Here is a 19,617-nt window from a genome sequence, read left to right on the forward strand (position 1 = left end):
ACCAACCCCAAGGAATCTCGTGATCTCGGACCTCACGGCGCCCACGGCGTCGCGTTCGGGACGATCTGCGGCCGCCGCGGGCGTGTGACGTTCATGTGACGTCTCGATCCGGTGCGTGACCAACGAATCTGCATCGTCGTTGGGCGAGCGAACATCCCCCGCTCCCTGCGCCAAGGACCCTCGATGCCCCCTCGTCCTCCCCACCGCCGCGTCCGGCGACCGGCGGCCCTCGTCGCCACCGGTCTCCTCGCGGTGAGCCTGCTCTCCCTCGCCGGCCACCCCGCCGACGCCGACTCCGGCGCGAGCGCCGCTCCCGTCGCCCGGCCCGGCAGCACCCTGGACCGCCAGCTGCTCGCCGTCTCCTTCGACGCCCTCGAGCCGGCCCAGGCCGGCCGCCCGGTCACCGTGTCGGGCACCCTCCATCGCGTCACCCGGGCGACGCTCGGCCGCGTCGGGGCTGCGACCCCGGGCACCTTCACCCTCGCGGTCCAGGACGCCACCGGCCGCACCCTCGGGCGACGCGCCGTCACCACCGACGAGACCGGCGCCTTCGCCGTCGACCTGCCGTCCGACCTGACCCGCGGCGCCGACCTCTCGCGCGGCCCGGCCACCCTCGCCGTGCGGGCCCTGGACGCCGACGCCGCCGACGGCTGGAAGGCCGACGACGCCGGTGCGACCGCCCTCACCCTGCGCTCGAAGGCCACCGGACTCGTGGTGGAGAACCGGTTCGTCTCCTCCCTCGGCTGGGTCAAGCCCGGCCAGCGCTACCCCTCCCGCGTGCTGGTCACCAACCCGACCAGCCGGACGATCTCCGGCGCGAGCCTCACGCTCACCGCGCCCCGGGGCACCCGGTTCCTCAAGGCCGGCTCGGCCAGCGCCAGGGTCTCCGGCTCGCGCGTCACCTGGCGGGTGCCGTCGCTGAAGGCCGGCCGCACGGCCACCCTCGTCCTCGACCAGCGGGCGTCCTCCACGCGCCAGCTCGCGACGATCGTGTGGCGCGACCTGTCCACCCGGGCCACCCTCACCAGCGCCGGCCGACGGAGCACGTCGACCAGCCACGGCCCGAAGGTGATCCCGCCGGGCGGCTCCTACGACACCGCCCGCTACGGCGACCGGCCCTTCCCGGTGGTGCCGGTGCAGTACCTCGACCGCGCGTACGACACGAGCCACAGCGGTGCGTCGCTGGAGAAGGTCATCGACGACCCGGCGAACCCAGGCTCGACCTTCAACCTCTACCAGGAGATGTCGCTCAAGCAGCTCTTCCCCGACGGCACCGTGCCGTCGGCGGGCGTCGCGACCGCGGGCTTCGACTACAAGCCCGGCTTCCCGCTGCACCAGACCGACCCCACCTCGCTCAGCACCTGCACCGGCGCCACCCTCGGCGACCTCGGCTCGGCCGCGCTGGGCTCGCCGGCCTACCCCGCCCGCATCACCGACGGCGTCTACAACCTGCCCGGCACCACCGGCTACTACGGGCAGGACGGCAAGGGCTCGGCGGTGGTCGGCTCCGCGACCGGCGTGGCCGCGCTCCAGGACATCGACAGCGGCTGCGGCGACCCCTCGAAGGTCGTCGCCGACGCCGCCGCGCTCGCCGACCCGGAGATCGACTACGACGACTACGACACCGACAAGGACGGCGTCGTCGACTTCTTCATGGTCGTCTTCGCCGGCTGCGGCGGCAACGGCGCCTCCCAGGGCCTCGGCGGCGACCTCGCCTGCGGCGCCCCCTACGACAACGTGTGGCCCAACTCCAGCTCCCTGGAGTACTCCACCACCGACCCGGTCACCGGTCTGCCCGGCTTCACCACCGACGACCAGCTGAGCGACCTCGAGGGTCGCCCGCTCTACTGGACCGACAAGACCTTCACGAAGAAGACCACCAAGCGCACCGCCTACAAGGTCTTCGTCCGCGTCGGGCCGTACAACCTCAACCCCGAGACCGCCATCGACCACGCCTCGGTGATCTCCCACGAGTACGGCCACTCGCTGGGCCTGCCGGACTTCTACAACACCGGCAGCGCGACGTACTACGACGACTGGACGCTGATGTCGACCGACAAGTCGCAGGACATCGACGCCTACGGCCGCCAGGAGCTCGGCTGGGTGGTGCCGGAGGTGCTGCCGAAGGGCACGCGGACGATCGCGGACATCCCCGACTCCAAGCAGGACACCGGCGTCATCCACTGGCGCACCGCGTCGGGCAAGCCCTACTCCCTGAAGCACGGGACGGACGGCATCGTCCACAACTCCCGGATGTACACCGCCAAGCTGCCCGGCCGCATCCAGATCGACGCGGCGGCCTTCGACACCGGCGACAAGGCGAGCAAGAAGCACGCCTGGTTCTCCGGCTCCGGCAACGACTTCGGCTGCAACACCGACGGCGGCGGCCACAACCTCGACCTCTACGTCCCCGCGTTGAAGAGGCTGCCGGCCGGCTCGACGGTGAGCCTGTCGATGAAGTCGTCCTTCAGCACCGAGTGGGACTTCGACTACGGATTCGTGCTCACCTCGCCCGACGGCGGCGACAGCTGGTCCTCCCACGCCTCCACCCGGAGCGTGCCGACCACCACCGCCACCAGCAACCCGAACAACAACGCCTGCCAGGCCGCGTACGGCAACGGCATCACCGGCTCCAGCGCCAGCTACACCGACCCGATCACCGTCCAGAAGGACCGGACGCTGGGCACCTCGCCGGACCAGATCTTCATCGCCGACTCCTTCGACGTGAGCGACCTGGCCGGCGCGAAGGCACCGGTCCTGCGCTTCAGCTACGCCACCGACCCCGGCCTGGCGCTGCCCGGCTGGTTCATCGACGACGTGCGGCTCACCGCCACGACGCCGTCGGGGGAGAAGGTGCTGCTGAAGACCGACTTCGAGTCCAGCGGCGGGCCGAACGACCCGCGGGTGCTCAACGGCGGCTGCCGTCCCGGCCAGGCCGGCTCGCCGGCGTGCACCGACGGCTGGCAGTACGTCGGCGCAGGCGACCCCGCCACCGACTTCGACCACGCCTACTACCTGGAGATGCGCGACCGCTCCGGCTTCGACCTCGACGGCCGCGGCCAGATCGACCGTGACCCGATCAGCTGGCAGCCGGGCCTGTTCCTCGCCTACACCGACGAGGCGCACGGCTACGGCAACGTCGGACTGGACGACCACCCGGCGCAGACCCCGGTGGACGCCGTCCCCCAGCCCGGCTCGATGACGCCGACGCTGGCCGACGCCGCCTTCACCGCGGCCTCGGGACGCAGCACCTACAGCGACGGCGGCAGCGGCTACGTCGACAACTACACCGACGTCGGCGGGAACTGGGTGCACAAGTTCGGCTGCCTGTCGTTCAAGGTGCTGAAGATGGCCGGGCAGACCAATGGTCCGTCGAGGTCCGACGGCGACCTGACCGGCACGGTGCGCTTCACCGTCGGCTCGGGCTGCGGCCGGTTCGACTACGACTACTGAGGCCCTCGAACGACCCGACGGCCCCGGATCCGCCATGGATCCGGGGCCGTCGGCCTGTGGCGGAGGGGTCTCAGCCGCGCTCGGCCTCGGCCTTGATCGCCTCCAGGGTCTGACGCATGCCGGCCTTGAGGCCGCCGGTGAACTTCCGCTGACCACCGAAGGCGATCTTGGTCAGGCGCATCGAGACGTCCGAGATGCCCTGCGGCGTCTCGCGGCGCTGGGTGAGGCGGGTGCCGCCGTCGGCCGAGGGCTCGAGGGTGAAGGACCAGACGGTGCGGTTCTCCTTGATCCGGAAGGCGAAGCGGCGCTCGGGCTCGAAGTCGACGACCTTGCCCGAGGTGGGCCAGAAGAGGAGGCGGTCGCGGTTGAGGTTGCTGAACGTCGCGCCCTGACGCACGACGCCGCCCTTGACCTTGGTGCGCACGACCTGGGGGCTGCGCGCCGACATCGCGGGGAGGTCGGTGACGAGGGCCCAGACGCGGGCGGGGGGAGCGGCGATCTCGATGGAGTCCTCGATGAGGGCCTCGTAGGTGTCCGTCATGGCCGCAACCTAGCCGCGACACCGCGTCACGGGGATCCGTCTCAGGTCGGGGATCCCTCGGCGCCCGCGCCGCGCCGCTCCCACCAGGCGAGGAGCGCCGCGGTGGCGTCCTCCTCGCTCATCGGGCCGTGGTCCAGGCGCAGCTCGAGCAGGTGGCGGTAGGCCTCGCCGACCTCGCGGCCCGGCGCGATGCCGAGGATCGCCATGATCTGGGTGCCGTCGAGGTCGGGCCGGATGGCGGCGAGCTCCTCGGCCTCGGAGAGGCGCTCGATGCGCTCCTCGAGGTCGTCGTAGATGCGCCGCAGCCGCTGCGCCTTGCGCTGGTTGCGGGTGGTGCAGTCGGCCCGGGTGACGATGTGGAGGCGCTCGAGCTGGTCGCCGGCGTCGCGGACGTAGCGCCGCACCGCGGAGTCGGTCCACTCGCCGGTGCCGTAGCCGTGGAAGCGGAGGTGCAGCTCGACGAGCCGGGCCACCGCGTCGGTCTCGTCGTTGCCGAACCGCAGCGCCCTCATGCGCTTGCGCGTCATCTTCGCGCCGACGACGTCGTGGTGGTGGAAGGTGACGGTGCCGTCGTCGAGGAAGCGCCGGGTGCGCGGCTTGCCGACGTCGTGCATCAGGGCGGCGAAGCGGACGACGAAGTCCGGGCCCCCGCCCAGGCGCGGCTCGAGGTCGATGGCCTGCTCGAGCACGCGCAGGGTGTGCTCGTAGACGTCCTTGTGACGCTGGTGCTCGTCACGCTCGAGCGCCAGCGCCGGCAGCTCGGGGAGCACCCGCGCGGCCAGGCCGGTCTCGACGAGCACCTGCAGGCCGCGCACCGGCTGCGGGGCGCAGATCAGCTTCACCAGCTCGTCGCGCACCCGCTCGGCCGACACGATCTCGATGCGGTCGGCCATCGCGCTCATCGCCGCGCGGACGCCGGGATCGACCTCGAAGCCGAGCTGGGCGGCGAACCGCGCCGCGCGCATCATCCGCAGCGGGTCGTCGGAGAAGGAGTCCTCGGGGCGGCCCGGCGTCCGCAGCACGCCGTGGGCGAGGTCGACGACGCCGCCGAAGAGGTCGACGACCTCGCGCTGCGGCAGCCGCACGGCCATCGCGTTGACGGTGAAGTCGCGGCGGCCGAGGTCGCCGGCGAGGGAGTCGCCGAAGTCGACGTCGGGCTTGCGGGAGTCGGGGTCGTAGGTCTCGGAGCGGTAGGTGGTGATCTCGACCTGCCACTCGCCGCGCCGGCAGCCGATGGTGCCGAAGCTGCGGCCCATGTCCCAGACGGCGTCGGCCCAGCCCTTGATCAGCCGCTCGGTCTCCTCCGGGCGCGCCGAGGTGGTGAGATCGAGGTCGTGGTGCGCGCGTCCGAGCATCGCGTCGCGCACCGGACCGCCCACCAGCGCGAGCTCGTGGCCGGCGTCGGCGAACCGGCGGCCCAGCTCGTCGAGGACCGGGGCGAGGCGGTCGAGCTCGTCGCTGACCGCGCGCTGGACCTCCACGATGGAGAGGGGAGCGGGCGGTGTGGACACGGGCGGGGAGTCTAACGAGCACAGGGTGCTGGCCTAGAGTCGGCGCGTGCTCCGCCTCCGCTCGACGCCCCCCGCCCCGGGGCGCCGTGGCGCGCGGGGCCCGGGCGCGCGGGCGCTGGTGGTGCTCCTCCTCGGCGCCCTCCTGGCCGGGCTCGGCAGCCTGCTCGCCGCTCCCGCACCGGCCCAGGCGGCCGTCCGTGCCGCCACGCGGGCCGACGACGAGCCGCTGCAGGTGCGCATCGACACCCTCACGCCCTCGCGGATCGTCCCGGGCTCGCAGGGCGACGTCGTCGTCACCGGCACGGTCACCAACACCGACGACGTCGCGTGGACCACCGTCAACCTCTACCCCTTCGTCTCCTCCGCCCCGCTGACGACCGCCGAGCAGCTGGCCGCCGCGGTCCAGGGCGACGACACGACGCCCGTCGGCGCGCGCATCACCGACCGCGGCCCGTCGATCACCATCGACTCCCTCGAGCCGGGGGAGTCGGCCGACTACCGCATCGCGGTGCCGCAGCGGCTGCTCGGCCTGGGCGGGCAGGGCGTCTACTGGTTCGGCGTCCACGCCCTCGGCCAGGGCCCCGACGGGCGCGACGACGCCGCCGACGGCCGGGCTCGCACCCTGCTCCCGCTCCTCGGCACCGCCCGCACCACCTCCGGCGGCGCCACCCGCGTCACCAGCCCCAGCCCGCTGCCGGTCTCGATCGTGCTGCCGCTGCGCGAGCGCGTGGCCTACGACGCCGACGGCCGGGTCGGGCGGCTGCGCGAGTGGACCGCGCTCCTGCGTCCCGAGGGTCGGCTCGACCGGCTCGTCCGTCTCTCGCGCGAGATCCCGCAGGCCACCTGGCTGATCGATCCCGCGGTGCTCGACGCCGTCGCCCAGATCGCCGCAGGCGATCCCGCGCGCTCGCTGGCCAGCAACCTCAAGCGCGACGGCGAGCCGTCGCCGAGCGCCTCGCCGGACCCCGCCAGCCCCAGCGACTCCCCGTCGGCCTCGGCGTCGAGCAGCCCGTCCCCGTCGGCGTCGGCCACCCCCGACGACGACGTCGACCCGGTCGTCGCCCGCGCCGCCGCGGCCGCCCAGCGGTGGCTGCCCCTGGCCCTCGACGCCCTGCGCGAGGCCGACTCCGTGCTCGCCCTGCCCTACGGCGACCCCGACCTCTCCGCGACGGCCCGCAACGACCCCTCGCTCTACACCCGCGCGCACGAGCGGACGACCTCCGCGCTCGCCGACCTCGAGCTCACCGCCACGCCGGCCGTCGCCTCGCCCACCGGCTACCTCAGCCGTGAGGCGCTCGCCCTGGTCGACGATCGCGACGTCGTCGTCGTCGGCGACCGCTCGGTGCGTCGCGACGACGGCGCCGAGACCTCGCGTCCGCTGCCCACCGTCGTGCGCACCGACGACCGCACCGCGCTGCTGGCCTCCTCCGCCGCGCAGAGCGGCGGCCCCGGCCCGGGGGACCCGCTCAGCGACGTCGGCCTGCGCCAGCGCATCCTCAGCGAGGCCGCGCTCCGGCTCCTCGCCCCCGGTCCGAAGCGTCCGCTGCTGGTCACGCTGCCCACCGGCTGGAGCCCGCGCCGCACCGCGCAGTTCTCCGCCGGCCTGCGTCAGCCGTGGACCCGGCTCGAGGACGTCACGACGATGTCGGTCGGCCGCACGCCCGAGCCGCTGGCCGTCAGCCGCCTGCAGTACCCGGAGTCCCAGGTCGACCTCGAGCTCGGGCGCTCGGTCTTCTCCGCCGCCGAGGCGATGATCCGCGCCGGCCGCATCCTCGACGCGATCCTCCCCCTCAACGACCGCATCGCCCGGGTCGTCGAGCGCGAGGCGATGGCCACGGTGTCCTACGGCTCGCGGACCTCGCCCGGCACGGCCCTGGTGCGAGCGCGCACCGGCGAGACGGCGGTGCGCCGCACGCTCGGCCGGGTGCGCATCAGCGGTCCGAAGGGCGTCACCCTCTCCAGCGCGAGCGGCCGCTTCGGCGCCACGGTCGTCAACGACCTGCCGGTGCCGGTGACCGTGCGCGTCGACGCCGTCTCCGACCGCCCGCTCGACGTCTCGGTGCCCGACTCCGTCACCCTGCCGGCCCGCGGCCGCACCACCCTGCTCCTCGAGGCCAGCACCGAGGAGGCCGGCGTCCACAACCTGACGCTGATGCTCGCCGACGGCGAGGACCGGCCCCTCGGCAGCCGCATCTCGGTGCCGATCCGCTCGGCGCAGGTCTCGATGGTGATCTGGCTGATCCTCGGCGTCGGCCTGGTGCTGCTCTTCGGCACCGTCGCCGTGCGCACCCTGCGCCGCCTGCGCGCCCGGGCCCGCCGCGCGGCGAGCGCCAAGACCCCCACCGACGCACCCACCGACGCACCGGAGGCCACCGCGTGACCACCCCCGCCGCGCCGTCCGCCTCGAGCCGGCTGCTCTCGGCCAGCGCGCTCATGGCCGCCGGCACCGTCGTCTCGCGCCTGAGCGGGTTCGTGCGATCGGGGCTGCTGGCCGCGGCCCTCGGCGTCCAGCTGCACGGCGAGCTGTTCACGATCGCCAACACGATCCCGAACATGCTCTACATCCTGCTGGCCGGCGGCGTCTTCAACGCCGTGCTCGTGCCCCAGCTGGTGCGGGCCGCCAAGGAGGACGCCGACGGGGGCGCCGCCTACATCGACCGCGTCGTCACGGTCGCCGTGGTCTTCCTCCTCGGCGTGACGCTGCTGCTCGTCGTCGTCGCGCCCCTGCTGCTCGACGTCTACCTCAGCGACTCCTACCGGGCCCCGGGCCTGGCCGCTCAGCGCGAGTCGATCGTCGACCTGACGCGCTACTGCCTGCCGCAGGTCTTCTTCTACGGCATGTTCGTGCTGGCCGGTCAGCTGCTCAACGCCCGCGGCCGGTTCGGGCCGATGATGTGGGCCCCGATCGCCAACAACGTCATCTCGGTGATCGTGCTGGTCGGCTACCTGATGACCTTCGGGCCGGCCCGGGGCGCCGAGGTGCGCGGACCGTTCTCGATGTCGCAGGAGGCCCTGCTGGGCATCGGCTCGACGGTCGGCATCGCCGCCCAGCTGCTCATCCTGATCCCGTACCTGCGCGCCGCCGGCATCCGGCTGCGCCCGCGCTTCGACCTGCGCGGCACCGGCCTGGGGCACACCGCCCGGCTGGCCACCTGGACGATCGCGTTCGTCGTCGTCAACCAGATCGCGTACGCGGTGCTCGTCCGCCTGGCCAGCGGCGGCGTGGCCGAGGGCGCGTCCGGCACCGGCTACACGATCTACTCCTTCGCCTTCCTCGTGGTGATGGTGCCGCACTCGGTCGTCACCGTGTCCCTGGCCACCGCGGCCCTGCCCGACCTCTCCGGCAGCGCCGCCGACGACGACCTGCCACGGATGGCGCGCACCCTCAGCGGGGTGCTGCGCAGCGCGCTGGTGGTGGTCGGGCCCTTCGCCGCGCTCCTGCCCCTGGTCGCGACGCCGATCGCGCACGTCATGCTCCACGGCGCCGCCGGCACCCAGGCCGACATCGACCTGCTGGTGCCGACGCTGGCGCTCTTCGGCCCCGGCATCGTGCTGTTCACCGTGCACTACCTGATGCTGCGCGGCTTCTACGCGATCGAGGAGACCCGCACGGTCTTCTTCAACCAGCTGTGGGTGGCGCTGGTCAACGTCGGCGTGGCCGTCGCGCTCGTCGCGGTCACCGACCCCCAGCACACCGCGCCCGCGCTCGTCGGCGCCTACACCGCCGCCTACCTCGTCGGCAGCGTGCTCGGCTTCTCGGTGCTGCGCCGGCGCACCGGCGGCCTCGACGGACGCCGCCTGACGCGGTTCGTCGTCCGCCTGCTGGTGGTCACCGCCGTCGCCACCCTGGCGGCCGGCGTCGTCGCCTACGGACTGCACCGGCTCGACGCCGAGCCGGCCTGGCCGGTGGCGCTCGTGCACGGCGCGCTCATCGGCGCGGTGGAGGGCATCGGCCTGCTCCTGGCGGCTCGCGCGCTGCACCTGAGCGAGGTCACCGAGATCGTCGACACCGTGACCCGACGTCTGCGTCCCGGCGCTCGGGCCTGACGCCTACGATGGCCGGGTGCGGCCGCCCCGGGCCGCCCCCGGGTGCCGAGGAGGAGGCGCGTGCCGCAGTCGAACCGCCCCGGTGACCTGCTCGCCGGTCGGTATCGCCTCGTCGACCTCCTCAGCGAGAGCGGAGGCGGGCGCTTCTGGCGCGCGCAGGACGACGTCCTCGAGCGCGACGTCGCCCTCCACGTCATCGCCGAGCACGACCCGCGCGCCGAGGAGCTCCTCGAGGCGGCTCGGCGCTCGGCGGTGGTCCTCGACCCCCGGATCCTGCGCGTCCTCGACGCCGACGTGCGCGACGGCGTCTGCTTCGTCGTCAACGAGTGGGGTGCGGGCACCTCGCTCGACATCATGCTCGCCGCCGGAGGCGCCCTCGGACCGCGCGCCGCGGCGTGGCTGGTCAGCGAGGTGGCCACCGCCGTCGCCACCGCCCATGCGGCGGGCGTCCCGCACGGACGACTGAACCCCGAGGCCGTCCTCGTCGACCGCACCGGCTCGATCCGCCTGATCGGCCTGTGCGTCGACGCCGCCCTGCACGGCTCCGGCTCGGGCACCCTCAGCGGCGACGTCAACGACCTCGCCGGGCTCCTCTACGCCGCGCTCACCGGCAAGTGGGCCGGCCTCTCGGGCTCGGCGGTCGCCTCCGCGCCGCAGGAGCACGGCCGGGTGCTGCGTCCGCGCCAGGTCCGCGCCGGCGTCCCGCGGGCCCTCGACGAGGTCTGCGACGAGCTGCTCAACCCCTACGGCACCGCGCGCGGCCTGCGCGGCCTCGACACCGCCCGCGGCGTCGCCGAGGCGCTGGCCGACTTCGTCGGCGACCCCACGGGCATCGACCGCACCCTCGTGGCCCGCCTGGTCTCGCGCGGCGACGAGACCGTCTCGTTCTCCGCCGTGCCGGAGTTCGCCCTGCGCGAGGACGCCTCGTCAGGCACCTGGCCGCGCGTCGACGCGCCGCTGGCCGGCACCCCGCTGGCCGATCCCGAGCCGCCCACCGAGGCCCTCGCCGACCCGCTGACCGCCCCCCTCGCCGACCCGTTGAGCGACCCGCCGGCGGGCGCCGACGACGTCACCGGCGAGATCGCCGCGGTCGAGTCCTCCGCACAGGCTCCTGCCGCGTCCGACGCCGCGCCCGAAGCCGCGCCCGACGCAGGGGCGTCGGTCACCGACCTGCCCACCGAGGCCGGCCTGCCGATCTTCGGCGACGACGACGACGTGTCCTGGATGGCCGCCCCGGGCCCGCCCCCCGCTCCGCCGCCGCCGTTCGTCGAGCCGCCCGCGCGTCCGCTGTTCGCCGACACCGCCGAGCGGCGTCCTCGACCCCACGCCGTCGCGGCGGCCGCGGCCGACGCCCGTGACTTCTGGCCCTTCGAGTCCAGCGCCACCGGCGCCGGCCTCCCGCCCGTCGAGGACGACCACGCCGAGGCCGGCTCCGCGGTGCCCGGACGTCGCTGGCTGCGCGTGGCCGGCGGTCTCCTCGCAGCGCTGCTCCTGCTGCTCGCGGTGGTCGTGGTCGTCAACCTGGTGCGCGGACGCAGCCCGCTCGGCGCCGTCGACGACCCCTCGCCCAGCGCGCGCCCGTCGGCCTCCAGCACGCCCGCGGCCGTGCTCACCGGCCTGGTCGCGCGCGACCTCGACCCCGAGGGCCAGCCGGCCTCGGAGAACCCCGAGCTGGCGCCGCTGGCCGTCGACGGCAAGGCCGACACCGGCTGGCGCACGCTCACCTACGACCAGAACCTCGGTCCCGGGGGGCTCAAGACCGGCCTGGGCCTGGTCGTCGACCTCGGCGCCACCCGCACCGTCACCTCGGTCGACCTCCAGCTCACCGGCCGCCCCACCGCCGTCTCCCTCTACCTCTCCGACACCGCGCCCGCCTCCGTCGACGGCCTGACGCCGATCGCCCAGGGCCGCCTCGGCGAGCGCGGCACCCTGACGCCGACCTCCGCCGCCCGCGGCCGCTACCTCGTCGTCTGGCTCACCTCGCTGCCCGCCGCCGACGGCGGGTTCCGCGGGGAGATCGACGAGGTGAGCGTCCGTGGGCGCTGAGCACCTCGAGCACCTCGCCGAGCTCGACGACGTCTCGCTGCTGGCCGCGCACGTCGCGGGCGACCACGACGCCTTCGCCACGCTCTTCGCCCGCCATCGCGACCGGCTCTGGGCGGTCGCGCTGCGCACCTGCGGGCAGGCCGACGACGCCGCCGACGCGCTGCAGGACGCCCTGATCTCCGCCTACCGCCGCGCCGACTCCTACCGGGGCGACGCCGCGGTCACCACCTGGCTGCACCGCATCGTCGTCAACGCCTGCCTCGACCGCCTCCGCGCGGCCAAGGTCCGCCGCGCCGACGCCCTGCCCGACGACCTCGAGGAGTACGGCGCCCGCGGGCGGGTCGTCGTCTCCGACGCCGCCGTCGACCCCGCCACCACCGTCGTGGCGGGGGAGCGGCGCGAGGCCGTCGTCGAGGCGCTGGCGAGCCTGCCCGCCGAGCAGCGGGCGGCGATCGTGCTCGTCGACCTCGAGGGCCACTCCGTGGCCGAGGCGGCCGCGATCCTCGGCTGCGCCGCCGGCACCGTGAAGTCGCGCTGCTCGCGGGGCCGGGCCCGGCTGCTCGGCCTCCTCTCCCACCTCCTCGACCTCGACGAGGACGACGCCTCGGCCGCCCCGGCCGCAGGGAACCGTCCGGTCGACCCGTCCGTCCCATCCTCGGGCGGCTCACGCGCCCCACCGGCCTGAGCCACGCCACCGCCCCCGCACCCGAGAGGAGGACCGATGACCGACGACCCCGCCGAGGAGTCGCTCGACCCGCGCGCCGAGGCCGCGCTGCGCCGCGCGCTCGCCGACGCCCGCCACACCGACCCCGTGCCGGTCGACGTCGCGGCCCGCCTCGACGACGTCCTGGCCCGCCTGCGCGACGGCGAGGCCACCGCCCCGGTCGTCGACCTCGAGGCGCGACGCCGACGCCGCACCGCCACCCGCCTCCTCGCCGCGGCCGCCGCCGTGGTCGTCGTCGGAGGCGTCGGCGCCCGGGTGTTCGGACCGGGTCCGAGCGGCTCCGACGCCGCCAGCGGCTCCCAGGTGGAGTCCGGCTCGTCGGGCACCGACGGCGACCCGCGACGCGACGCCGCGTCCGGCGCCGCCGCCGGCTCCGCGGCCGAGGACGCCGCGCCCGCGCCCTCCGCCGGCGCGCTGCCGCAGAGCTCAGCCGGCTCCGCCGACCGGTACAGCGCGAAGGACTCCGACCTCAGCGCGCTGTCCTCCCCGCCCGCGCTCACCGAGGCCGGCTTCGTGCGCCAGGTCGCCCGCCTCCAGCCCGGCGTGCAGCGCGCGGCGAGGAGCCAGGCGCTCTCGCTCGACGCCCGCGTCAACGCCGCCTGCGGACCGGGCGCGTACGGCGAGGGCACGCCCGTCCTCGTCGACTACGACGGCGATCCCGCCGTGCTCGTCTTCCGGCCGGCCAGCGGTCAGACGCAGGTCGTCGACCTGCTGCAGTGCGGGTCGGCGGAGGTCGTCCGCTCCACCACGCTCCAGCGCGACTGAGCCCCCGACGAGCGCCCTGAGGGGCGGTGTCGCGCGCGTCACGGACGGGGCTCGGGGCGGAATGCCGCTCGCCTAGGATCGGTTGTGCCCCACGTGATCCCGCAGCGGGATCGCGAGCCTTGAGTGAGGAGAGCTGGACTCCATGTCCGACACCGCCACCGTCCGCAACGTGATCATCATCGGCTCGGGCCCCTCGGGCTACACCGCGGCCGTCTACGCCGCGCGTGCGAGCCTCTCCCCGCTGGTCTTCGAGGGCTCGGTCACCGCCGGCGGCGCCCTGATGAACACCACCGAGGTCGAGAACTTCCCCGGCTTCCGCGACGGCATCATGGGCCCGGCGCTCATGGACGAGATGCGCGCCCAGGCCGAGCGGTTCGGCGCCGAGCTGGTCCCCGACGACGTCGTCGAGGTCGACCTCACCGGCGAGATCAAGATCGTCCGCACCGCCACCGACACCTACCGGGCGCGCGCGGTGATCCTGTCGACGGGCTCGGGCTACCGCAAGCTGGGCCTGCCGCGCGAGGAGGAGCTCTCCGGCCGCGGCGTGTCCTGGTGCGCCACCTGCGACGGCTTCTTCTTCCGCGACCAGCACATCGCGGTCGTCGGCGGTGGCGACTCCGCCATCGAGGAGGCCACCTTCCTCACCCGCTTCGGCTCGAAGGTCTCCCTGATCGTGCGCCGCGACGAGCTGCGCGCCTCGAAGATCATGCAGGAGCGCGCCTTCGCCGACCCCAAGCTCGAGATCGAGTGGAACTCCGTCGTCGAGGAGATCAACGGCGAGGACCGCCTGGAGTCCGTCACGCTCAAGGACACCGTCACCGGCGAGACCCGCAGCCTCCCGGCCACCGGCCTGTTCATCGCGATCGGGCACGACCCCCGCTCCGAGCTGCTCACCGGCCAGGTCGACCTCGACGAGAACGGCTACGTCGTCGTCAAGCACCCCTCGACCGCCACCAACCTGCCGGGCGTCTTCGCCGCCGGCGACCTCGTCGACCACCACTACCGCCAGGCGATCACCGCCGCCGGCACCGGCTGCGCCGCGGCGCTCGACGCCGAGCGCTTCCTCGCCGAGCTCGAGCACGTCGCGTCCACCGCGCCGCAGGCGCAGGCCCGCGCCGACGCCGAGGTGCTCGACGAGGTCGTCCAGACCTCCGGCGCCTGAGCCGCACCTCACCCCACCGCGGGTTCACGAGACCACCGGGGAACAACGTCGCAGCAGGCGACGTTGAGCCCGACACGCCACCAGAGAAGGGATCCACCATGGGCAACATCAGTGCCGTCACCGACGCCGAGTTCGAGGCGCAGGTGCTCAAGTCCGACAAGCCGGTCCTCGTGGACTTCTGGGCCGAGTGGTGCGGCCCGTGCCGCCAGGTGGCCCCGATCCTCGACGAGATCGCCGGCTCGCACGCCGACAAGATCACGTTCCTGAAGATGAACGTCGACGAGAACCCCGTGACGCCCTCGACCTACCGCGTCACCGGCATCCCGACGCTGAACGTCTACCAGGGCGGCGAGGTCGTGAAGACCATCGTCGGCGCGAAGCCGAAGGCGGCGCTCCTCAACGAGCTCGCCGACTTCATCGGCTGACGCACCTCGCTCGACCCTCCAGACCCCCGGACCATCGGTCCGGGGGTCTGGTGCGTTCCGGGTGCGTCCTGGGGTGAGTCCTCAGGTGCGGTCGGCGCGACGCACCGGGGCCGGGCTGGGCGCGGGCCGGACGACGCCGACGAGCCGCTCGAGCGCGGCCTCCACCTCGTCGCGCCAGCTCAGCGCCGAGCGCAGGTCCATCCGCAGCCGCGGGGTGCGCGGATGCGGCCGGTGGGTGCGGAAGCCGACGGCCTCCAGGAACGACGCGGGCAGCAGGCACGGCTCCCGGCCGGAGGTCGAGGCGAACGCCTCGACGGCGCGGATGCCGCCGCGGGAGAGCAGGTCGCGCGCCATGCCCTGCACCAGCATCCGGCCAAGCCCGCCCCCCGCGTGCGCCGGATCGACCCAGGCGGTGGTGAGCAGCACGGCGTCGCCGGAGACCGGCGCGGTCGGGAAGCCCGCGGCACCGGGCACGTACGCGGCCGGCGCGTAGACCAGCATCCCGACGACCGCCCCGTCGTGCAGCGCGACGCGGCCGCACGAGCCCCACTCGCGCAGCACCTCCGAGACCCAGGCGTCCTTCTCGCTGGGCCGCTCGCAGTCCGGCACGCGCCCCCGGCGCACGGGGTCGAGCTCCCAGTGCAGGCAGGTGCGGCAGGGGGAGTCGACCTCGGCCAGCCGGTCGAGGGTGAGCCGGGTGATCCGACGGGCCATGACGTCTCCTCGCGTGGGTGGCGATCCCCGGTGTGACGCTGGACCAAACCGCGGGCCACGCGTGCGTGGGAGACCCCCATCGTCCATGCTAGGGGGGTCATGGATGCCGTACCCGATCGTTCGCAGACCCGCCTCGACTCCTTCGTCGATCGCTACGCCGCGCGCACCGCCGGCATGACCGCATCCGAGATCCGAGCGCTCTTCGCCGTCGCCAGCCGCCCCGAGGTGGTCTCGCTGGCCGGCGGCATGCCGAACATCACCGGGCTGCCCCTCGACGTCGTCGGGGGCGCCATCGGCGACCTCATCGCCACGCAGGGCCCGATTGCGATGCAGTACGGCTCGGGCCAGGGCGTCCCGGAGCTGCGCGAGCAGATCACCGAGGTGATGCGTCTGGAGGGCATCGAGGCGCACCCCGACGACGTCGTCGTCACGGTCGGATCCCAGCAGGCCGTCGACCTCGTCACCCGCATCTTCATCGACCCCGGTGACGTCGTGATCTGCGAGGCGCCGTCCTACGTAGGCGCCCTCGGCGTCTTCAAGGCCTACCAGGCCGAGGTCGTGCACGCCGAGATGGACGCCGACGGGCTGGTGCCCGAGGCCCTCCGGCAGGCGATCGCCTCGGTGAAGGCCGCGGGCCGCACCATCAAGTTCCTCTACACGATCCCGAACTTCCACAACCCGGCCGGCGTCACGCTCTCGGCCGCGCGACGCACCGAGATCCTCGAGATCTGTCGGGCCGAGGGCGTCCTGGTGCTCGAGGACAACCCCTACGGCCTGCTCGGCTTCGACCGCGACCCCATCCGTGCGCTGCGGGCCGACGAGTCCGAGGGCGTCATCTACCTCGGCTCCTTCTCCAAGACCTTCGCGCCCGGCTTCCGCGTCGGCTGGGCGCTCGCGCCGCACCCGGTGCGCGAGAAGCTGGTGCTCGCCCAGGAGTCGGCCACCCTGTGCCCGCCGCAGTTCTCGCAGATGGCGGTCTCGGCCTACCTCTCGAACCACGACTGGCTGGGTCAGATCAAGCAGTTCCGCGAGATGTACCGCGAGCGTCGCGACGCCATGGTCTCCGCACTCGACGACCTCATGCCGGCCGGCTGCAGCTGGAACGTGCCCGACGGCGGCTTCTACGTCTGGCTGACCCTGCCCCCGGGCATCGACGCCAAGGCGATGCTGCCGCGGGCGGTCACCGCGCGCGTGGCCTACGTGCCGGGCACGGCGTTCTTCGCCGACGGCTTCGGATCCCGCGCGATGCGCCTGTCCTACTGCTATCCGACGCCCGAGCGCATCCGCGAGGGCGTGCGACGCCTGGCCGGCGTCCTCGAGGCCGAGATCGAGCTGCGCGCCACCTTCGGCGCCCAGGCCCCTGAGCGGGGTCTTCCCAGCTACCAGGGCTACGACGGCCCGGGAACGGACGTGAGCTGACGATGCGCGACTACACCTACCCCGCGGTGATCGTCACGGCGAAGACCGCGTTCCGGGTGCTGGGCCAGCGCTTCCAGATGCACGGCACCGAGCACGTCCCGCGCTCGGGCGGCGTGATGCTCGCCTACAACCACATCGGGTACGTCGACTTCGTCTACGGCGGCCTGGCGGCCAACCCCTCCAAGCGCCTGGTGCGCTTCATGGCCAAGCGCGAGATCTTCGACCACAAGATCGGCGGGCCGGTCATGCGGTCCTTCCACCACATCGAGGTCGACCGCGGCGACGGCGTCGCCTCGGCCGAGAAGGCCGTCGACTACCTGCGCGCGGGCGAGGCCGTCGGCATCTTCCCCGAGGCCACGATCTCGCGCTCCTTCGAGCTCAAGGAGTTCAAGACCGGCGCGGTCCGCATCGCCGCCGAGGCCGGCGTCCCGCTCGTGCCGGTGATCATCTGGGGCACCCAGCGGCTGCTCACCAAGGACCACCCGCGCGACTTCTCCCGCGGCAAGACCATCGCGCTGACGGTGGGGGAGCCGATGCACCCCACCGGCGTCGACGCCGCCGCCGAGACCGCCGAGCTGCGCCAGCGGATGGCCGCGATGCTCGACGAGACCATCGAGCGCTACCCGGCCGACGAGCGGCCGGCCGGCTCGTGGTGGACCCCCGCCCGGTTCGGGGGCTCCGCGCCCACGCCGGAGGAGGCCGAGGCGCTCGACGCCGCGGAGAAGCGCGCCCGCGCCGAGCGCCGACGGGCCAAGAAGCAGGCCTGAGCCGTCGAAGCGACTGGTCAATATGTCGACATATTGACCAGTCGCTTCGACGTCAGATGGGCCGGTCGGTGCGATTGCGCGGGTCGATGATGTCGACGATGCGCCGCAGGTCGTCCAGCGAGGCGAACTCGACGGTGACCTTGCCCTTGCGCTGACCCAGGTCGACCTTCACGCGGGTCTCGAGCCGGTCGGAGAGGCGCTCCCCGAGGTCGGCGAGCCCCGGCGCCGTGGGCTTGGCCCGACGCTGCGGAGCCGGACGGTCGTCGTCAGGCTCGCCGAGCGCGACGATCTCCTCCAGGCCGCGCACGGAGATGCCCTCGGCGACCACCCGCTGAGCGAGGCGGTCCTGCGCCGCGGCGTCGCCGACGCCGAGCAGGGAGCGGGCGTGGCCGGCCGACAGGACGCCCGCGGCCACCCGCCGCTGCACCGCGGGGCTCAGCTTGAGCAGGCGCAGCGTGTTGCTGATCTGCGGACGCGAGCGCCCGATCCGCTGGGCGAGCTCCTCGTGGGTGCAGCCGAAGTCCTCGAGCAGCTGAGCGTAGGCCGAGGCCTCCTCCAGCGGGTTGAGCTGGGAGCGGTGCAGGTTCTCCAGCAGGGCGTCGCGCAGCATGTCGACGTCCTCGGTCTGGCGCACGATCGCCGGGATCACGCTCAGACCGGCCTCCTGGGAGGCGCGCCAGCGGCGCTCGCCCATGATGAGCTCGTAGGAGCCCTCGCCGATCGAGCGCACGACGATCGGCTGCAGCAGCCCGACCTCGCCGATGGAGTGCACCAGCTCGGCCATCGCCTCCTCGTCGAAGACCTGGCGGGGCTGCACCCGGTTCGGCACGATCGAGGCGATCGGCAGCTCAGCGAAGTACGCGCCCTCGACGGGCGCCAGCGGGGCGCCATCGGTGGTCGCCGCAGGAGCGGGCTCGACGACGGGCGTCGTCGCGGCGCTCGGCGCCTCACCGGCCGACGGGGCGTCCTCGACGGGAGCGGTCGGGATGAGCGAGCCGAGGCCCCGGCCCAGGCCGCGGCGGACGGGGGGACGCTGGGCGTTCACGCGGTGACTCCTCGCAGGGCGATCTCTCGGGCGGCCTCGAGGTAGCTGAGGGCGCCGGGCGAGCCAGGATCGTAGGTCATGACGCTCTGGGCGTACGACGGAGCCTCGGAGACCCGTACCGAGCGGGGGATCGCGGTCTTGAGCACCTGGGGGCCGAAGTGCTCGCGCACCTCCTCGGCCACGCCGGAGGAGAGGCGCGTGCGGGCGTCGTACATGGTGATGAGGATCGTCGAGACCGTGAGGGTCGGGTTGAGGTGCGCCTTGACCATCTCGACGGTCTCGAGCAGCTGGCCCAGGCCCTCCAGCGCGTAGTACTCCGCCTGGATCGGGATCAGCATCTCCGCACCCGCGACGAGCGCGTTGAGCGTGAGCAGGCCGAGGGAGGGCGGGCAGTCGATGAGCACGTAGTCGAACCGATCCTCGCCCGCCTCGCCGCCCACGCGGGGGTGCCCGAGGATCGCCTTGCGCAGGCGTCCCTCACGGGCGACCACCGACACCAGCTCGATCTCGGCGCCGGCGAGGTCGATCGTCGCGGGCACGACCCACAGGCCCGCGATGTCCGGGCACTCGGTGGCGACCTCGGCCAGCGGTCGGCCGTCGACCAGCGCGTCGTAGGTCGACGGGGTGCCCCGGTGGTGGTCGACGTTGAGCGCCGTCGAGGCGTTGCCCTGGGGGTCGAGGTCGACGACGAGGACCCGGAGGCCCTGCTGCGCGAGCGCCGCCGCGACGTTCACGGTCGTCGTGGTCTTGCCGACGCCGCCCTTCTGGTTGGCGACCACGAAGATCCGCGTCTCCCGCGGGCGAGGGAGCGGCGCACGCAGGCGGGCGCCCTCCCGGACGAGGAGGCTGTGCTCCGCGGCACGCGCCAACGGGGTCTCGTCGTCGTGCAGGGGTGCCGGGTTCTCGGCGAGGTCGGCCGCAGTGCGGACGGTGTAGGGCGGCCGAGTCGTCTCGTCGGACACTCGCGGACCTCCTGGTTTCACGTGAAACATGGGGCT

15 protein-coding genes are annotated in these 19,617 nt (G+C 73.8%); 10 read left to right on the forward strand and 5 right to left on the reverse strand.

Going from position 1 to position 19,617, the window contains the following annotated elements; translation table 11 throughout:
- The first annotated feature begins 183 nt into the window (after window positions 1-183).
- Window positions 184-3,453 carry an immune inhibitor A domain-containing protein gene (locus tag ACZDWJ_RS01115; RefSeq protein ID WP_463519066.1) on the forward strand — a complete coding sequence of 1,090 codons (3,270 nt, stop codon included), beginning with the start codon at window positions 184-186 and terminating at the stop codon, window positions 3,451-3,453.
- Between the two features lie 70 nt (window positions 3,454-3,523).
- Here ACZDWJ_RS01115 and ACZDWJ_RS01120 read toward each other — a convergent pair whose 3' ends face one another.
- Both ACZDWJ_RS01120 and ACZDWJ_RS01125 read right to left on the reverse strand, forming a co-directional pair.
- Window positions 3,524-3,994 carry an SRPBCC family protein gene (locus ACZDWJ_RS01120; RefSeq protein WP_463519067.1) on the reverse strand — a complete coding sequence of 157 codons (471 nt, stop codon included), beginning with the start codon at window positions 3,992-3,994 and terminating at the stop codon, window positions 3,524-3,526.
- A gap of 41 nt (window positions 3,995-4,035) precedes the next feature.
- A complete protein-coding gene (locus ACZDWJ_RS01125) occupies window positions 4,036-5,505 on the reverse strand; it encodes a CCA tRNA nucleotidyltransferase (RefSeq protein WP_463519068.1) in 1,470 nt (489 codons plus the stop codon).
- Between the two features lie 46 nt (window positions 5,506-5,551).
- Here ACZDWJ_RS01125 and ACZDWJ_RS01130 point away from each other — a divergent pair, with 46 nt between their 5' ends.
- The 7 genes from ACZDWJ_RS01130 (at window position 5,552) to trxA (ending at window position 14,674) form a co-directional block, all read left to right on the forward strand.
- Window positions 5,552-7,885, forward strand: coding sequence for a DUF6049 family protein (locus tag ACZDWJ_RS01130; RefSeq protein ID WP_463519069.1), 2,334 nt, complete (start codon window positions 5,552-5,554; stop codon window positions 7,883-7,885).
- The gene (gene murJ, locus ACZDWJ_RS01135; RefSeq protein WP_463519070.1) at window positions 7,882-9,552 is read left to right on the forward strand and encodes a murein biosynthesis integral membrane protein MurJ; all 1,671 of its coding nucleotides are present in this window, start codon (window positions 7,882-7,884) and stop codon (window positions 9,550-9,552) included. The genes ACZDWJ_RS01130 and murJ overlap by 4 nt, the downstream gene beginning before the upstream one ends.
- Before the next feature lie 60 nt (window positions 9,553-9,612).
- Window positions 9,613-11,598 (forward strand): protein kinase family protein, encoded by a 1,986-nt coding sequence (locus ACZDWJ_RS01140; RefSeq protein WP_463519071.1) that lies wholly within the window; start codon window positions 9,613-9,615, stop codon window positions 11,596-11,598.
- Window positions 11,588-12,283, forward strand: coding sequence for an RNA polymerase sigma factor SigM (sigM, locus tag ACZDWJ_RS01145; protein ID WP_463519072.1), 696 nt, complete (start codon window positions 11,588-11,590; stop codon window positions 12,281-12,283). The genes ACZDWJ_RS01140 and sigM overlap by 11 nt, the downstream gene beginning before the upstream one ends.
- Before the next feature lie 36 nt (window positions 12,284-12,319).
- Window positions 12,320-13,087, forward strand: a complete 768-nt coding sequence (locus ACZDWJ_RS01150; protein ID WP_463519073.1) for a hypothetical protein — start codon at window positions 12,320-12,322, stop codon at window positions 13,085-13,087.
- A 142-nt stretch (window positions 13,088-13,229) separates the two neighbouring features.
- Window positions 13,230-14,249 carry a thioredoxin-disulfide reductase gene (gene trxB, locus ACZDWJ_RS01155; protein WP_463519074.1) on the forward strand — a complete coding sequence of 340 codons (1,020 nt, stop codon included), beginning with the start codon at window positions 13,230-13,232 and terminating at the stop codon, window positions 14,247-14,249.
- 98 nt (window positions 14,250-14,347) lie between these two features.
- Complete coding sequence (gene trxA / locus ACZDWJ_RS01160) at window positions 14,348-14,674, forward strand: thioredoxin (RefSeq protein WP_463519075.1); 327 nt, start codon at window positions 14,348-14,350, stop codon at window positions 14,672-14,674.
- Window positions 14,675-14,755: 81 nt separating this feature from the next.
- Here the strand turns inward: trxA and ACZDWJ_RS01165 are convergent, their stop codons facing one another.
- Window positions 14,756-15,388 carry a GNAT family N-acetyltransferase gene (locus tag ACZDWJ_RS01165; RefSeq protein ID WP_463519076.1) on the reverse strand — a complete coding sequence of 211 codons (633 nt, stop codon included), beginning with the start codon at window positions 15,386-15,388 and terminating at the stop codon, window positions 14,756-14,758.
- A 99-nt stretch (window positions 15,389-15,487) separates the two neighbouring features.
- Here ACZDWJ_RS01165 and ACZDWJ_RS01170 point away from each other — a divergent pair, with 99 nt between their 5' ends.
- Complete coding sequence (locus tag ACZDWJ_RS01170) at window positions 15,488-16,807, forward strand: aminotransferase-like domain-containing protein (protein WP_463519077.1); 1,320 nt, start codon at window positions 15,488-15,490, stop codon at window positions 16,805-16,807.
- Window positions 16,808-16,809: 2 nt separating this feature from the next.
- The gene (locus ACZDWJ_RS01175; RefSeq protein ID WP_463519078.1) at window positions 16,810-17,574 is read left to right on the forward strand and encodes a lysophospholipid acyltransferase family protein; all 765 of its coding nucleotides are present in this window, start codon (window positions 16,810-16,812) and stop codon (window positions 17,572-17,574) included.
- Window positions 17,575-17,626: 52 nt separating this feature from the next.
- Here ACZDWJ_RS01175 and ACZDWJ_RS01180 read toward each other — a convergent pair whose 3' ends face one another.
- Window positions 17,627-18,619 carry a ParB/RepB/Spo0J family partition protein gene (locus ACZDWJ_RS01180; RefSeq protein ID WP_463519079.1) on the reverse strand — a complete coding sequence of 331 codons (993 nt, stop codon included), beginning with the start codon at window positions 18,617-18,619 and terminating at the stop codon, window positions 17,627-17,629.
- Complete coding sequence (locus ACZDWJ_RS01185; protein WP_463519080.1) at window positions 18,616-19,611, reverse strand: ParA family protein; 996 nt, start codon at window positions 19,609-19,611, stop codon at window positions 18,616-18,618. Before ACZDWJ_RS01185 ends, ACZDWJ_RS01180 begins: the two co-directional genes overlap by 4 nt.
- Between the last annotated feature and the right edge of the window lie 6 nt (window positions 19,612-19,617).

The sequence above is a fragment of the Nocardioides sp. B129/18 genome (genome assembly GCF_055282735.1).

Bases quoted from the DNA above. Each gene is read 5' to 3' on its own strand.
- ACZDWJ_RS01120 (WP_463519067.1), bottom strand. From the start codon at position 3,994: ATGACGGACACCTACGAGGCCCTCATCGAGGACTCCATCGAGATCGCC.
- trxA (WP_463519075.1), top strand. From the start codon at position 14,348: ATGGGCAACATCAGTGCCGTCACCGACGCCGAGTTCGAGGCGCAGGTG.
- ACZDWJ_RS01115 (WP_463519066.1), top strand. From the start codon at position 184: ATGCCCCCTCGTCCTCCCCACCGCCGCGTCCGGCGACCGGCGGCCCTC.
- ACZDWJ_RS01185 (WP_463519080.1), bottom strand. From the start codon at position 19,611: ATGTTTCACGTGAAACCAGGAGGTCCGCGAGTGTCCGACGAGACGACT.
- ACZDWJ_RS01150 (WP_463519073.1), top strand. From the start codon at position 12,320: ATGACCGACGACCCCGCCGAGGAGTCGCTCGACCCGCGCGCCGAGGCC.
- ACZDWJ_RS01165 (WP_463519076.1), bottom strand. From the start codon at position 15,388: ATGGCCCGTCGGATCACCCGGCTCACCCTCGACCGGCTGGCCGAGGTC.
- trxB (WP_463519074.1), top strand. From the start codon at position 13,230: ATGTCCGACACCGCCACCGTCCGCAACGTGATCATCATCGGCTCGGGC.
- ACZDWJ_RS01175 (WP_463519078.1), top strand. From the start codon at position 16,810: ATGCGCGACTACACCTACCCCGCGGTGATCGTCACGGCGAAGACCGCG.
- ACZDWJ_RS01170 (WP_463519077.1), top strand. From the start codon at position 15,488: ATGGATGCCGTACCCGATCGTTCGCAGACCCGCCTCGACTCCTTCGTC.